At 37.1% G+C, this 16,386-nt stretch carries 4 protein-coding genes; all 4 read left to right on the top strand.

What is annotated here, in order from left to right; all coding sequences use genetic code 11:
- Positions 1-276: 276 nt before the first annotated feature.
- The 4 genes from ACE01N_RS11490 to ACE01N_RS11475 all read left to right on the top strand — a co-directional run bounded on the left by ACE01N_RS11490 (position 277) and on the right by ACE01N_RS11475 (position 16,315).
- The gene (locus tag ACE01N_RS11490; RefSeq protein ID WP_380588744.1) at positions 277-4,431 is read left to right on the top strand and encodes a hybrid sensor histidine kinase/response regulator transcription factor; all 4,155 of its coding nucleotides are present in this window, start codon (positions 277-279) and stop codon (positions 4,429-4,431) included.
- Between the two features lie 351 nt (positions 4,432-4,782).
- A complete protein-coding gene (locus tag ACE01N_RS11485; RefSeq protein WP_380588741.1) occupies positions 4,783-7,878 on the top strand; it encodes a T9SS type A sorting domain-containing protein in 3,096 nt (1,031 codons plus the stop codon).
- A gap of 199 nt (positions 7,879-8,077) precedes the next feature.
- Positions 8,078-12,928 carry a hypothetical protein gene (locus tag ACE01N_RS11480; RefSeq protein WP_380588738.1) on the top strand — a complete coding sequence of 1,617 codons (4,851 nt, stop codon included), beginning with the start codon at positions 8,078-8,080 and terminating at the stop codon, positions 12,926-12,928.
- 141 nt (positions 12,929-13,069) lie between these two features.
- Entirely contained in the window at positions 13,070-16,315 is a 3,246-nt protein-coding gene (locus ACE01N_RS11475; protein ID WP_380588735.1) for a T9SS type A sorting domain-containing protein, read from the top strand.
- The last annotated feature ends 71 nt before the right edge of the window (positions 16,316-16,386 follow it).

The raw sequence follows: 16,386 nt of genomic DNA, 5'->3' as shown, positions 1-16,386 counted from the left end.
TCGTCCTGTTCAGTATCTACATATAAAAAACACCCATTATAAAATGGAAGCTTCTAAGTGTGCAGATTGGGAGTATGACTTAATTTATATTTGTTTTATTTGGAGTCTACGGTTAAATAGTCAAAATCAGAATTTGTATTATACAAGCTTAATTCTGTTACAGAAATTACCAAAATCCTACCCCGAATTCAATAAATTACAAAGTTCATACTAATTTATGCTATTCTTTATTTGCAAATACAAGTAATATTGTGAACTGAAGAGAATCTCATTTATATGTTAAAGCACTTTACATTATTATTTATTATCATTTCTTTAGGTTTAACTTTAAAAGCTCAAAAAATTCTTGAGTTTGATGCGCTCACGGTTGAGGATGGTTTTACAAGTAATCGTGCTAATGTTATAATTCAGGATAAAAAGGGATTTATATGGATTGGTACCTGGAACGGTTTGAATCGTTATGATGGTTATGGTTGCAAAGTTTATAAACCTCGTTTAGATGACAGTCTTTCATTAAGTGATCGCGAGATTACCGCACTTCTCGAGGATCATTCAGGAAATATATGGATCGGTACTTCATTTGGCCTCAATAAATTGAACCCGGTAGATGGTTACTTGAAGAAATTCCCCTTTAATCACAGGATTATATCATTATGTGAAGATGAAAACGGTTCCATATGGATAGGAACCTGGCAGGATGGTCTTTATGAATTGGATGTATTGAAAGGAATTATAAAACATCATTTTGGATCATCTACCATTAGCGATATGCTGATTGACGCTTCTGGTAATTTTTGGCTGGCTACATATGAAGGTCTTGTAAATTTCGACAGAACGACCCTGACCCATCAAAGGTTTAAACCGACAGGAACAAATAACCAGTTAACCTTAGGAAATTCTGTTGTAACTTCTTTAGCAATGTCTGAAAATGGAACTGTATGGGTTGGCACATGGGGTGGTGGTCTTTATAAAATTATTGAGGTTAAAGATAAAAACCCGTTCAGATTTATAAAATTCACAAAGGAATCCAATGGAGACAAATCTCTCAGTTCAGACAACATATATAAACTATATGCTGATCATTATGGGAACTTATGGATCGGAACCTGGGATAATGGTTTATGTTTGCTGGATAGTTCACAGGCTGATTTAAATCCGGAAAGCACAGAATTAATTTCATATAAATCTGATTTATTAAATCCATTTACCTTATCCGGTGACAACATAACCGCCTTATTTGTTGATGATTCAGGTGTGTTGTGGGTTGGAAGCACTAAGTTAAATAAGGCTAACATTATGGGAAATGGCTTTGTACGATATAACACTTCCTATTTTAAAGATAAGAAATACATTCAGAATAATGTAAGATCATTCGCATCAGACAAAGAAGATTTATGGATTGGTATGCTCGATAATTTGAGTCATTACAGAAAAGTTGATGATCAATACCAATATGTTTCAAGTAATTTTAATTTAAGATATAAGTTTAACGGTAGTGAAAGAAATGCACAATCTATATTGTCTTTGTTGCGAACCGAAGATGGACTATGGATTGGGACAGATGATGCGGGTCTGTTATATGTTAGAAATTCGGGTTTGGAAGATTTGACGAATGCAAATTTTGACTTTTATAACACCAACACCATTCCTGCACTTTCAGGCAATAAAATAACGGTGTTAGAAAAATCAGCAAAATATCCAAATACATTTTGGTTGGGAACAATGGAGAATGGTTTTTCTAAATGTGTTTATAAGAATAATTCCTTAACGGTAAAAAGTTATCGAGCAAATAGCAATATAAATTCAATATCTAATAATAACATAAGAGATATTAAAGAGGATCAGGATGGCATCATCTGGATTGCAACACAATTTGGATTAAACAGATTTAATCCGACAACAGAAGAATTTATGAGGTGCCTGAATTATCCGGCAAAAGATAATACAATCAATGATAACATTATTAATTCCCTTTATGCAGATCAGGAAGGCAATATATGGGTAGGAACAAACAAGGGATTAAATAAAATTGATAGTAGTCAAACATTAGGAGACAGCCAATTTGTATTTAAGCATTTTCATGGATTTGGCTGGATGGATTATGATTTAATTACAAGTATTCTTCCAGGAGATTCTAAAGATTTATGGATTTGTTCTAGTAATGGGATGATAAGTTTTGATCCTGTGAGTGAGGTCATTAAACAGGAACTATATCCTCAGATTTATCAGCAAATAACGGTTGAAAGAAATACTTCAATTCGTGATAAATTCGGGAATTTAATATTCGGTGGCATAAGTGGTTTTATGGTAATGAATCCGGAAAATTTAAGTAAGAAAAGTATCGCTCCCCATGTATGTTTTACAGATTTGTATATACACAATGAGAAGGTTGAGATAGGCTCTTCATTAGAAGATAGCAATATTTTGAATCGTGACGTTCCATATGCCAATAGTTTAAAACTATCATACAAGGATAACATGTTTACTGTTATGTTTTCTGCTATGGATTATAAAAATCCGAGGGAAAATAAATATATGTATATGCTTGAAAATTATGATGATAAATGGAATGATGTTGGCAATAGAAATTCCGCAATTTATACAGGTGTTCCTCCAGGTAAATATGTACTGAAAGTTAAGGCATCAAATAGTGAAGGCATATGGAGTAACGAAGCCACGCTGCTGGACATAAGAATCATTCCTCCATTTTGGCTATCTGTTTATGCATTTGTTTTATATGCAATACTGATTATTATTGTACTTTACTTTTTTCAGAAATATTCTGTTATAAAAGTAAAAGAAAAAAGCAAATTGGAACTGGAACATTTGCAATTTGAAAAGGAGCATGAAATAAACGAAATGAAATCGTTATTTTTTACAAACATAACACATGAATTTAGAACCCCGCTAACTCTAATACTTGGACCAATAGATGAAATACTGAAAGGGAAAAGCTTGAATCCCGATCTTAAAGGCAAGATAGAATTAATGCGACGCAACGCATCCAGGTTATTACGTCTGGTAAACCAGGTTATTGAATTCCGAAAAGTTGAGAAATCTAAAGTTTCCCTGGAACTTCAACTCACCAATGTTAATACACTCGCATCCAATATTTTTGAATCTTTTCAAAATATGGCTTCAATGAAAAGGATTAAATATGATTTAAGAATCATTGATGATGTTAGTTTGGCCTGGTTAGATGCGGATAAAGTTGAAAAAGTAATTTATAATCTAATATCAAATGCATTTAAATTTACTGAAAACGATGGAGAAATTGTGGTTCGTGTAGGTTCAACTTTGATTGATAATGAGGATTGTATTTTATTAGAGGTTGAGGATAGTGGAATAGGAATTCCGGAAGATAAATCACACAGAATATTTGAGCGTTTTTATCAGGTTAATCCTAAGAAGGGGCAAAGTACTGGTGGAATTGGCTTATTTATGGCAAAAGAATTTGTAGATCTGCATCGTGGTAAAATAACTTTTACAAGCAAAAAGGATGAGGGTACTTGTTTTAAGATTATTATACCTAAAGATATCCGCAAATACTTGCCTGATGATGTCGTTATCTATGACAATAAGGAAAATGAGTTTCTGGAAGGAGCAGTTGCTTCTATTAATCGGGCTGATAGAGCAACGACACAGTCCTGCAAAAGATCAGAAAAACCGGTAGTTTTATTGGTGGAAGATGATAACGATATGAATATGTTCATCAAAAACAGCTTGATTCATGAATTTAAAGTAGTGAATTGTTACAATGGATTGGAAGCATTGGAACTACTTGATAAATATGATGTGGACTTGATCATTTCAGATATAATGATGCCGCAAATGGATGGGTTTGAACTTTTAGAAAAACTAAATTCAAATATCAATACTTCGCATATTCCGATTGTATTTTTAACTGCTAAGACAAATCAGGAAGATGAGTTGTCTGGTCTTAAAATGGGAGCTGTTGACTATATACACAAGCCTTTCAATATGGAATCTTTAAGATTAAAGATGGTGAACTTAATAGAAAGCAGAATAAAGGTACAGAAAAGAATTAAAAAAGATCTGATACTTAAGCCTGAACAAATTGAGTTAACTTCACTCGATGAGATTTTTTTAAAGCAGGCCGTAGAAGTATTAAATAGAAACCTTGATAATGAAAACTTCGACATTGAAACTTTTGCCCGGGAATTAAAAATGGGGACTAACATGCTATATCGAAAAATAAAAGCACTAACCGGTGAAACAGCGAAAGAATTTATACGGAACTATCGGTTAAAAGCATCAGCTAATTTACTGATACAGCAAAAAAGATCCATTTCGGAGATTAATTATATGGTAGGTTTTACTAGTCCTTCATATTTCACAAAATGTTTTAAGGAGTACTTTGGTTATACACCTTCGGAGTATATGAAAAAATATGGCTCAGGAGAAGGATAAAATTTAAGTTTTACTACTTTCAAAAAATACCTGTAAACGCGTCAGGATGTATTTGTGCCGTTGAAATTTCAAAAAAGTAGGAGGTTTTATAAAATCTGTTATAGTCTAAAGACAGAATAATGGATTAATTTGAATGATCGGAAATCTGCATTGAATTAGTTTTGTAGACTTTGTTCTCTTCTTGTAATAGAGTTTGCTTAATTATCATACTATATTATGAAACGACTCCTACTCATATTTGTGTTGGCAAAGTTGACATTATGCTCTTTTTCACAAGTGGACAATGAATTTTGGTTTGCGTGTCCTGATTTAAGTAGTGAGCATAATGATAAGGACATTAAACTATGTTTTATGTCATTTGATAAGCCTGCTGAGATTACAGTATCACAACCAGCCAATCCTGATTTTTCTCCCGTTGTAAAAACCATCGGAGCAAATTCTACATGGGAAATGGATTTCTCGCCTAATAATTCATCTCAGAATTATAAGGCACTTTATAAGTTTATTGAAACAGTCACTGGCGATGGTAATACCATTAGTAAAACCGGATTGCTAATCCGATCAACAACTCCCATTAGTGCTTATTATTCCAGTTATACGAATAATAGTGAAATTTATGCGTTAAAAGGGAAAAATGCTCTTGGCACTGATTTTATAATTCCTTCACAGTATAACTTTGCTACTACCTGGGGAGGATGGCCCTCTGTTGAAATAGTTGCATCACAGGATGATACCGAAGTTACAATATTACCGTCTAACGATTGTGTAGGACACACTGCAAATGAACCATTTACAATAACATTAAACAGGGGAGAGACTTATGCGCTACGTGCTTCAAGTCAGGATGCAGATCGGCACCTTTTTAATACAGTAATAAAGGCAACAAAATCAATAGCGGTAAATTATACAGATGATTCGTTGGAGGACGGTGTCGATCTGATAGGTGATCAGTTGGTTCCGGTTCAGTTGGCCGGTAATAAATATATTGCAGCTAAGAATGAAGGTAATTTTGAACAGATATATTTTTTCCCCACAGAAGATAGTACATCAGTTTTTATCGATGGTGTTAAGTATGGAAATGTTCTTAACAGAGGAGATAAAAATATGTATGAGCTGGAAAACCCAGTTACTATGATCACTTCAGATAAGCCAATTATTCTTTTTCAATTAACCAGCAAGGGAAATGAAAAAGGAGGAGCCATATTACCATCACTAAAATGTACCGGATCAAGTGAGATTGCATATAAGCCTGGTGCAACTAATGCTTATGTGACGATAGTATGTAAAACACTAGATATTGAAAATTTTAGTGTAAACGGAAATAAGTTTTTATTACCGCCATCAGTTTTTAGAACGGTTCCTGCAGATACAGAGTGGTCCTATACAGTAAGAAATCTTTCAACAGACCAATTACATCCAGTTTTGAGAATAACAAACTTTTCCGGCTATTTTCACGTGGGAGTATTGGATAATCCGGATGTAACATGTTCGTACGGATATTTTTCCAATTTCAATACCATCCCGTTGAAGGCACAGACTGATATATCATATTATCAGTCGGGAGATGATATACGGTTATCATTAGAGAATACGTCAGAACTGACTGATATAAGCTGGAGTGGTCCTAACGGATTCACATCAATGGAAGAAAGTCCTGTTATTACAGATGTTGGTTCCGCAGATGCGGGACGATATATTGTAATTGCTAATCATGTGGAAGGATGTGATATAGATCCTGATACCATCAGTGTAAGTGTTTTAAGTCCGTCTGAGACAAAATCGTATACTATATGTATGGGCAACAGTATAAACCTTACCGCTGAAGGTTATAGTCCCTATATCTGGACCCCATCAGGTTTACCATCAGAGCAGAGTGTAACAGTAAGCCCTGCAGGTAGCACCACCTATAGGGTCAACAATCAAAAGCCAGGTTTTAATCTTGTACTAAACGGAGATTTCAGTGAAGGCAATACAGGTTTTAGCGGAAGTTACAGTTTCAATTCGACAGAATTAGCCACAGAAGGGACCTATACTGTAGGATCAACCCCCAGGAACTATAATTCTGCATATGCTGATATTAAGGATCACACCCGTGGTGACGCAACAGGATCACAACTAATAGCCAATAGCCAGGCAGGAGAACACACCATCTGGTCACAAACTATAACCGGCCTTATTCCTGGAAGTGCTTATGTTTTTTCTGCATGGACGGCCACAACCGGAGGAGGAAGTGTGGAACTTAGATTTGAGATAAACGGTGTAACATCAGGAGAAGTGATTACCCCATTATCAGATGGGAGCTGGATTAAATCGGATGAGGTTTGGACCAGTGAAGCAAACGAAGTTGTTGTAAAAATTATAAGTACACAAAATACTACATCAGGTAGTGGTATCTGCCTTGACGATATTGAGTTTTCTCCCATATTCGGGGTTGAAGATCAGTTTGATGTTGCTGTAATTGATTCCCTTCAGCCCCAGGTCAGCGGAGATGCCAGCATATGTTATGGTATTGCACAAATGAATGTGGTGTCAGAATATGAGACCTATTTGTGGAGTACCGGAGAGACCACGCAAGGCATAACGGTAAGCCAGTCGGGAGATTATTGGGTAAAAGTTACAGATGGAGACTGTAAAGGCACAGGATATTTCAGCGTCTTACCCAATACAATGGCAATAAAAATCAGTCTGAATGACAGCATGCCGGAAATCTGTGCGGGTGAAGCAACCTATGCACTGGATTATACGATAGAAGAAGGAGAGTTGGGGAGTTACGATATTTTGTATGGAGAGAAAGCCCGGACAGCAGGTTTTACTGATGTAAACGGTGCAGAATCTACAGAAGATGCCATAGAAATTACATTGCCGGAAGGTATACAGCCTGATATATACAGTGGAGTTGTTGAGGTATATGAGAAGAACTGTGGAAGGTCTGTGCTGGTACCGATGGAATTTATGGTAAAATATGGTTCAGAGGTATTAACCCAGCGTTGGAACGATGTTATAGGCGTAACCAACAGTGCTTACAACGGGGGATACAGGTTTGAGAAGTACCAGTGGTACAGGAATGGGGAGAGGCTTGAAGGAGAGACGAAGTCTTACATGTATGAGTCAGGAACCTTTACAGGTGAAGATGTATATAAGGCGGGACTGGTAAGAGAAGGAGATACAACGGAGGTTTACACCTGTGATTTTATTCCTGCACTACTGATCAGTGAAGATATCGTAGTACAGACATTGGCCAAAGCATCAGGAATGATACGTATAAGAAACATGGGCGAGGGAACTCATGGTTCAGTCTCATTCTGGACCACCACAGGCCATATGGTTTCGATAGGGAAGATAGAAGGAGATGATGAAGAAATACAGGTTCCGGATGAAAAAGGAGTTTATATCCTACACATTAGTACAGGAAAGCAAAACAGACAATTCAAAGTAATTGTCGGATAGAGTATTTCAAGATATAATCATATTTAGTATGATTTATTTGCAGTTTTGATTATGAGGCACGAAGCGTCGTGCCTCTTCCAAAACTTTAGCAAAGCATATCTCTTTTGAAAAAATGAGATTGATTTTAGAGTTTGTTACAATATAATTATTTACATGCGAATAAATTTGATAAACACATAATAATTAACGGAATATCATTATGAAAAAACTCAACATTCTCTTGTTAATCATACTTACATATTTTGTAAGTGTTCAGGTTTTTGGGCAGGCTCCTGAAATGGGAAAAGTATATAAAATTAAAAATGCTGTTGCGTCTCAAACAGAAGGATTAGATTTATTTATTGGAAAAGAATCTCCCGATAATGCAGGTATTATTTCAAACGGAGTAGGAGATGAATTTTTAATTACACAAATTAAAGCGGACACTTTTAATCTGTTGCAATTAAGTAGTGGTAAGTACCTGACCCGTTTAGGAGGATGGGATGGCGTATATGCTGATGATTTTATAACTACAGAAGCTCAGTTTACTTTAAATTTGATCAATACAGATACTTTTTCTATTGAATTAGTGGCTAACTCAGCTTTAATAGGTGTGGATAATACAAGTGATGGGTCAAGCATATATCTTAATAAGGGTATAAACAATAATGCTAAATGGATTTTCAATGAAGTCACACCATCTGCTGCGCAGCTTGATTTGGTTAAAGGTTATCTGCAATATGAAATAGATGTGACTCAGGCATTGGAAGGAGATTTTGGTTCAGAAGAAACAAGTACTCTTTCAAATGTTGAGAGCTCAATATCAGCAGTAACAGATTGGAGTGGTGTAAATGATCTTATTATTAATGTTCACCAGGCAATTATTGCATATAGAGAATCTGTGGTGAAGCCTTATGAAATAGGTAAAATATACAGAATTAAAAATGTTGTTGCTTCCCAGGCAGAAGGTATTGATCTGTATATTGGAAAAGAATCACCTAATAATGCAGGAATTGTCTCTAGTGGAGTTGGTGATGTATTCATGCTGGTTGGCGTAACGAATGAAATATTTAATTTAAAACAGATCAGTACCGGTCAGTATTTAAGCAAACAAGGAGGCTGGAGCAGTGTTTATGCGGATGATCCAACTATTGCAGATGCTCAGTTTTATGCTACTATATTAAATGGCGACATTTGTACAATTACTTGTGTAGCAAATTCCAGGCTGATAGGTACGGATGCTACATCGGATGGGACATCCATATACATGGATAAGGGCATTAACAATAATGCTCAATGGATATTTGAAGAACTATCGTTAGATGAGTTGAAAACTACTCTGTTGATTATTATAAACAATGCTAATACAATTTACAATACAACCGTTGCTGGAGATGGTCCGGGTGAATATACAGGCAAAGATGCATTTGCTGCTGCAATTTCACTTGCACAGTCGGTTTATGATAATGGAACATCTACAGAACAGGATGTACTTGATGCCGTTTCAGAGATTAATTCGGCCATAGAAGTTTATAAGTCAACAAGAAACCCTGTAATTTATGAGGGCGCTTATTTCGACTTTGGCATATCCGGGTCTCCGGTGATACCGAATGGTATTGAGGTATATACAACAACAACTTATGAAGAATCTATTGGTTATGGATGGATTTCTCCATCTGGATTAACAGGAAGGGATAGAGGAGCTCCGGATGATGAATTAAGGGACTTCATTTTTTCAAGTTCGGTTAATACTTTCAGGATTAACGTTTTCCCTGGTGAATACAAAATTACTATAAAGCAAGGCGATAACAATTATCCCAAGGCTAACATGAATATTTACGTTAATGATGTTCTTACAAGTCAGATAGAAACAACAACTAGCGGTACATTTAACAGCACTGAATTCAATGTATCCATTACTGAGAATTATATTGAGCTTAAATTCGAAACAAACGGAGGTAATGATCCAACCTATGCTGTAAACTCCATTCAATTATTAAAAGCAGGGAAAGAAGGTGAATTGGCAATAAAGGCCGCACTTGAAAGGGCAAATGTTGTTATCGCATCAGCTGTTGGAGGAACAGAGATTGGCCAGTACCCACAGGCAGAAATTGATAATTTGCAATCAGAAATTGATGCTGCTCAGACTCTTTTAGATGGAGGGACTGCCACAAATCAGGTATTATTAGATGCAGCAAATGACCTATCTGCAAAAGTGGATCATTTTATTAGCGCTGAGATTACTGAATTTACAGGCTTCTTGGATCGGCAACTTTATATAATTCACTCAGGTGGTAATTTGTTGAGCTATCCTGATGATGGAGCCACTACTTCAGGAATAATTAAGGTATTGGGAGCAGAGCGTTATCTCCAGGAATTTACACTTATTCAATACCCAGGTAAGGTAGGTGTATTCAGCATTCAATCTTCAAATGGCAAATATCTTGCCTATTCTGGCAGTTGGAGTACAGCCTGGGTCGATTTAACTGGTTCAGATACTCAAGTAGAATTAGGTGTTTCTTCTGATGGTTATTATACAATTAAATTTGTTAATAAGGGCCATTTAGGAACCAACAGTAACGATGATGGTGAATTGACATGGTCAGATAAAAGTGGTACAAATATTTTACATAAATGGTTCATCCAGGAGCCTGGTTTAGCTCTGAAGGTTAGGTTGTTTTCGGCAATAAATGCCAGTAAACTTCTACTTGATAATTCGGAAGCAGGAACCGATATGTTTCAGTTTCCTGCCGATTTAAGAACAGCTCTTGAAACAGAGTTGTCTGATGCTAATAATACTTATGCAGATAATAATGCCACACAGGAAACGGTAGATAATATGACAGGTTCATTAAATAAAGCTTTCAAAGATTACCTGGCCGGACAGATAATTCCGCACTTTAATCCTGTAAGTGGGGTAAAATATCTGATGACTAATAAATCATATACGGGTTATGTGACAAATAACGGAACCAAGGCAACGTTTGAACAGAATGTTCCTCTCGAAGGATGGGAGTTTGTAAAAGTTAATGACACAACCTATTTATTGAAATCCGGTGAGTCAGCTTTGGCTCAAAGTTTAAATATGGTTACTCCTGGTGCCGGTGCAGCAGATCAGCAATGGAGTGTTCACTATGATGGAGAACAGGATTTTGGTGGCATGTATCTCCCGGATACAGCATATTATTTCAGTTTCTCAAAAGATAATTCAAACAATGCACTGCAGGCTACAAGTACAGCAGTTCAGATTGCCCTGGAACATTCCCATTCCGATTGGTCACAATGGTTTGCAATTAAGGAGGTTGGTGCTCCTATTACAGATGCCCTGAAAGCTTTAATTGCAAATGTTCAGAGTGTTATTGCAAATACAACTGTTGGTGATGGTTTTGGGGAATTTCCACAGGTAGCCCGGGATTCACTTGAAAAAGTTTTAGCTGATGCACAGGCAGATGTGTTGGATACTAATTTGTCGCAAGCTGAGATTAATGCTTCGGCTCAGTCACTGGAAGATGCTTTGGCTTATTATAATAGGCAGAAGGTTGTATGGAAACCGGAAGAGGGTATGGGATACTTTATTGGCAATCTGGATAATGCATATTTTTTGAGTGTTGATACAACAGATGCAGAAGAAGTAGTTGGATACAAGCTCGATTCGGTTTCATTTGATAATCAGATATGGTTCTTTGAACCCGTAGAAGGAAAAGCAGGATTTTATCATGTTTTGAACCGAAATATGGTTGTCAGTACTTCAGGTATCAATGTCTATCTTGCTCAATATGATAAAGACAATGCCAAAGAATGGGAAGTAATTTATTCTAAGGATGTAAGTGGAACAGATTATTTCATTTTGAAGGCCTTGGGAAGTACTTATCCTAATCTTCATGGTGGAACAAACTGGGGCATTGACAGATTTACATACAATAATTACCAGATTAAGCTTGTGCCTGCGGGTGAATTCAGAACCCGGATTTATTTAGCACAGGAGTTAATTGCAGACGCAAATGTTGGTAATGGTTTAGGGCAATATCCACAGGACGCGTATGATGCGTTTAAAGCAGTGATAGATGAATCGTATGCATTAGCTGTCAATCCTGATGCGACTGAAAGTGAATGGCAAACAAAACTTGAAGAGTTAAAGGCCGCTGAAGACACTTTCAGAGGGAGTGTGACCGGAAGTAATTTTATTCTTACGGAATTAATGGCAGCTGTAGATGAAGCACAGCGATTGCTTGAAACAACAGAAGTAATTGGCGATGGTGCTGGTGAATGTCCACAGTCTGTTGTAGATGCATTGAATAATGCTATTGCAACAGCAATTACTGTTGAGGGGGATTTGGATCAGGCTGATGTTGATGCCCGCGCCATTACTTTAAATGAAGCCATTACATCTTTTGTGTCAGACCTTAAAGCAAGTTCCCGTTTACCTGTTTTAATTGAAGAAGCTACAACATTGCATGAAAATGCTGTTGAAGGAACATTACCAGGTCAATACGCAACAGGTTCAAAAATGGTGGTCCAGCAGGCAATAACAGATGCACAGGAGGCGCTTGATAAAGAGCCGGTACAACAGGAAAACCTTATCTTAGCTGCAAACGCTTTGCAATCAGCAATAGACAATTTTAACGCGGGACAGGTACCTTCTGTTGATATGCAGGATCTTCAGGATATGATTGATTTGATGGATGAATTTTTATCTGAGGCGCAACCAGGTGAACATGCTGATTTAAGGGCAAAGGTTCAGGATGCTAAAGCTATGGTTTCTGCCGGAACTGCAACGCAGGAGCAGGTGGATAATATGACAATTGAGTTGCTCCATTTTTATTGGATTGCAACTGATATTCATGAAAGCTCCAGTAACCGGTTAAATATATATGCATATGGGCAAGTCCTGCATGTTAAAGGCATTACAGAGAATTCTGAAATAAAAGTATATACGATTAATGGTATATTAGTCTCAGAATATAAAGGAGTGAGCGATGTATTTTCAGTACATCTTAATGTTGGCTACTATGTGGTTAATGTTTTTAGTGCAGGTCAAATGCAACGCAAAGTCGTTTCCATTATACATTAAACAATAAAATGAGCTACCCGGATATTTAAACTTCCGGGTAGCTTTTAAGTTTTTTTCATCTTATTGCCGGACTTTTTTAAACCCATCTGGTGTTATGGTTTGATCATTGGTAGTGTTTTAGTAGAAACTGCAAGTTTTTTTATGAGAAATATATTTTTAAAGTTTCTTATTGTCATTATTTACGTACCTGTGTTTTCACAGGTTGATAATGAATTCTGGTTTGCGGCACCTGAATTGGTTGCAAACAGTGCCGGAAGTAGAAATGATTCTATAAAATTATGTTTCGTTACTTATGATGAACCTGCAATAATTACAGTGTCACAACCAGCGAATCCTGATTTTACACCTATTGTATTAAATTTAGAAGCTAATAGTTTTGGAGAAAAGAATCTTTTTAAATGGAAATTTAATTATATTCAAACATCTCCTGCAAATACAGTTGTTAATAAAGGAATACATATTTATTCTACGCATCCAATAAGTGCCTATTATGCGATTAAACAGGCAGACAGTGAAATTTATACACTGAAAGGCAGGAATGCAATGGGAAAAAAGTTTATAGTTCCTATGCAGTACACTTTACCTTCGAAGGATTCCGAAAGTGCTTCATCAGTTGAAATAGTTGCAACTATAGATAATACAAACGTAACAATTACACCTTCTGAGGATTGTGTTGGCAGGCCTAAGGGAGTTCCTTTTACGGTTATTTTAAACAGGGGGCAATCGTATGCATTACGAACAACATCTAATTCTGCCGGATCTCAGTTGAGAAATACAATAGTTGTTTCTGACAAGCCCGTTGCAGTGAATTCCACAAACGATATGGTATTAAAAGGGACAGCTGCTGATTTGATTGGAGAACAGTTGGTGCCTGTATCTTTGCTTGGAAGTAAGTATATTGCAGTGCCGGGAAATTCAGGTGATCTACAAGAAGTTTACCTGTTTGCAACAGAAAACAATACAAATATTTTTGTCAATAATGGATCGTCGCCTGTTGTTACTTTAAATATTGGAGAAGAGTATAAATATGTAATTAGTTCTAATGAACCGGTACTATTTTCGTCAGAAGCTAATACCCCTTTTATAGCTTTTCAAATTTCAGGAACTGGCAGCAGCTCTACTGAATTAGGTGGCACGATATTACCTGGTATTATTTGTTCCGGCTCGCCTGAAGTTGCGTATAAGCCTGCAATGACCCAGACACCAATCGTAACTATACTAACCAAAACAGAGAATATTGGATTTTTTGAGGTGAACGGTAGTAATTTTTTGCTTCCTTCCTCAGTTTTTAAGACTGTTCCGGGAGACCCATCATGGTCCTACTGTATAAGAACACTTATCACATCCGATCTAACGCCGGTTTTAAGAGTTAAAAATACAAACGGCTATTTTCATATGGGTGTTTTAGATGGTGACGGTGAAACATGTTCGTACGGATATTTTTCCAATTTCAATACCATCCCGTTGAAGGCACAGACTGATATATCGTATTATCAGTCGGGAGATGATATACGGTTATCATTAGAGAATACGTCAGAACTGACTGATATAAGCTGGAGTGGTCCTAACGGATTCACATCAATGGAAGAAAGTCCTGTTATTACAGATGTTGGTTCCGCAGATGCGGGACGATATATTGTAATTGCTAATCATGTGGAAGGATGTGATATAGATCCTGATACCATCAGTGTAAGTGTTTTAAGTCCGTCTGAGACAAAATCGTATACTATATGTATGGGCAACAGTATAAACCTTACCGCTGAAGGTTATAGTCCCTATATCTGGACCCCATCAGGTTTACCATCAGAGCAGAGTGTAACAGTAAGCCCTGCAGGTAGCACCACCTATAGGGTCAACAATCAAAAGCCAGGTTTTAATCTTGTACTAAACGGAGATTTCAGTGAAGGCAATACAGGTTTTAGCGGAAGTTACAGTTTCAATTCGACAGAATTAGCCACAGAAGGGACCTATACTGTAGGATCAACCCCCAGGAACTATAATTCTGCATATGCTGATATTAAGGATCACACCCGTGGTGACGCAACAGGATCACAACTAATAGCCAATAGCCAGGCAGGAGAACACACCATCTGGTCACAAACTATAACCGGCCTTATTCCTGGAAGTGCTTATGTTTTTTCTGCATGGACGGCCACAACCGGAGGAGGAAGTGTGGAACTTAGATTTGAGATAAACGGTGTAACATCAGGAGAAGTGATTACCCCATTATCAGATGGGAGCTGGATTAAATCGGATGAGGTTTGGACCAGTGAAGCAAACGAAGTTGTTGTAAAAATTATAAGTACACAAAATACTACATCAGGTAGTGGTATCTGCCTTGACGATATTGAGTTTTCTCCCATATTCGGGGTTGAAGATCAGTTTGATGTTGCTGTAATTGATTCCCTTCAGCCCCAGGTCAGCGGAGATGCCAGCATATGTTATGGTATTGCACAAATGAATGTGGTGTCAGAATATGAGACCTATTTGTGGAGTACCGGAGAGACCACGCAAGGCATAACGGTAAGCCAGTCGGGAGATTATTGGGTAAAAGTTACAGATGGAGACTGTAAAGGCACAGGATATTTCAGCGTCTTACCCAATACAATGGCAATAAAAATCAGTCTGAATGACAGCATGCCGGAAATCTGTGCGGGTGAAGCAACCTATGCACTGGATTATACGATAGAAGAAGGAGAGTTGGGGAGTTACGATATTTTGTATGGAGAGAAAGCCCGGACAGCAGGTTTTACTGATGTAAACGGTGCAGAATCTACAGAAGATGCCATAGAAATTACATTGCCGGAAGGTATACAGCCTGATATATACAGTGGAGTTGTTGAGGTATATGAGAAGAACTGTGGAAGGTCTGTGCTGGTACCGATGGAATTTATGGTAAAATATGGTTCAGAGGTATTAACCCAGCGTTGGAACGATGTTATAGGCGTAACCAACAGTGCTTACAACGGGGGATACAGGTTTGAGAAGTACCAGTGGTACAGGAATGGGGAGAGGCTTGAAGGAGAGACGAAGTCTTACATGTATGAGTCAGGAACCTTTACAGGTGAAGATGTATATAAGGCGGGACTGGTAAGAGAAGGAGATACAACGGAGGTTTACACCTGTGATTTTATTCCTGCACTACTGATCAGTGAAGATATCGTAGTACAGACATTGGCCAAAGCATCAGGAATGATACGTATAAGAAACATGGGCGAGGGAACTCATGGTTCAGTCTCATTCTGGACCACCACAGGCCATATGGTTTCGATAGGGAAGATAGAAGGAGATGATGCAGAAATACAGGTTCCAGATGAAAAAGGAGTTTATATCCTACACATTAATACAGGAACTGGCAGTAAGCAATATAAGATTATTGTGGAATGATTAATTTGTCAGGAAAATTAAAGAATTGAATAATTATTTTTACGATTTAAACATACGGTAATCCGATTAAG

This window comes from Quyinboa ferrireducens (assembly GCF_042436675.1).
GTDB lineage: Bacteria > Bacteroidota > Bacteroidia > Bacteroidales > UBA5342 > JBHJHP01.
This window is presented reverse-complemented; position numbering and strand designations above follow the sequence as displayed.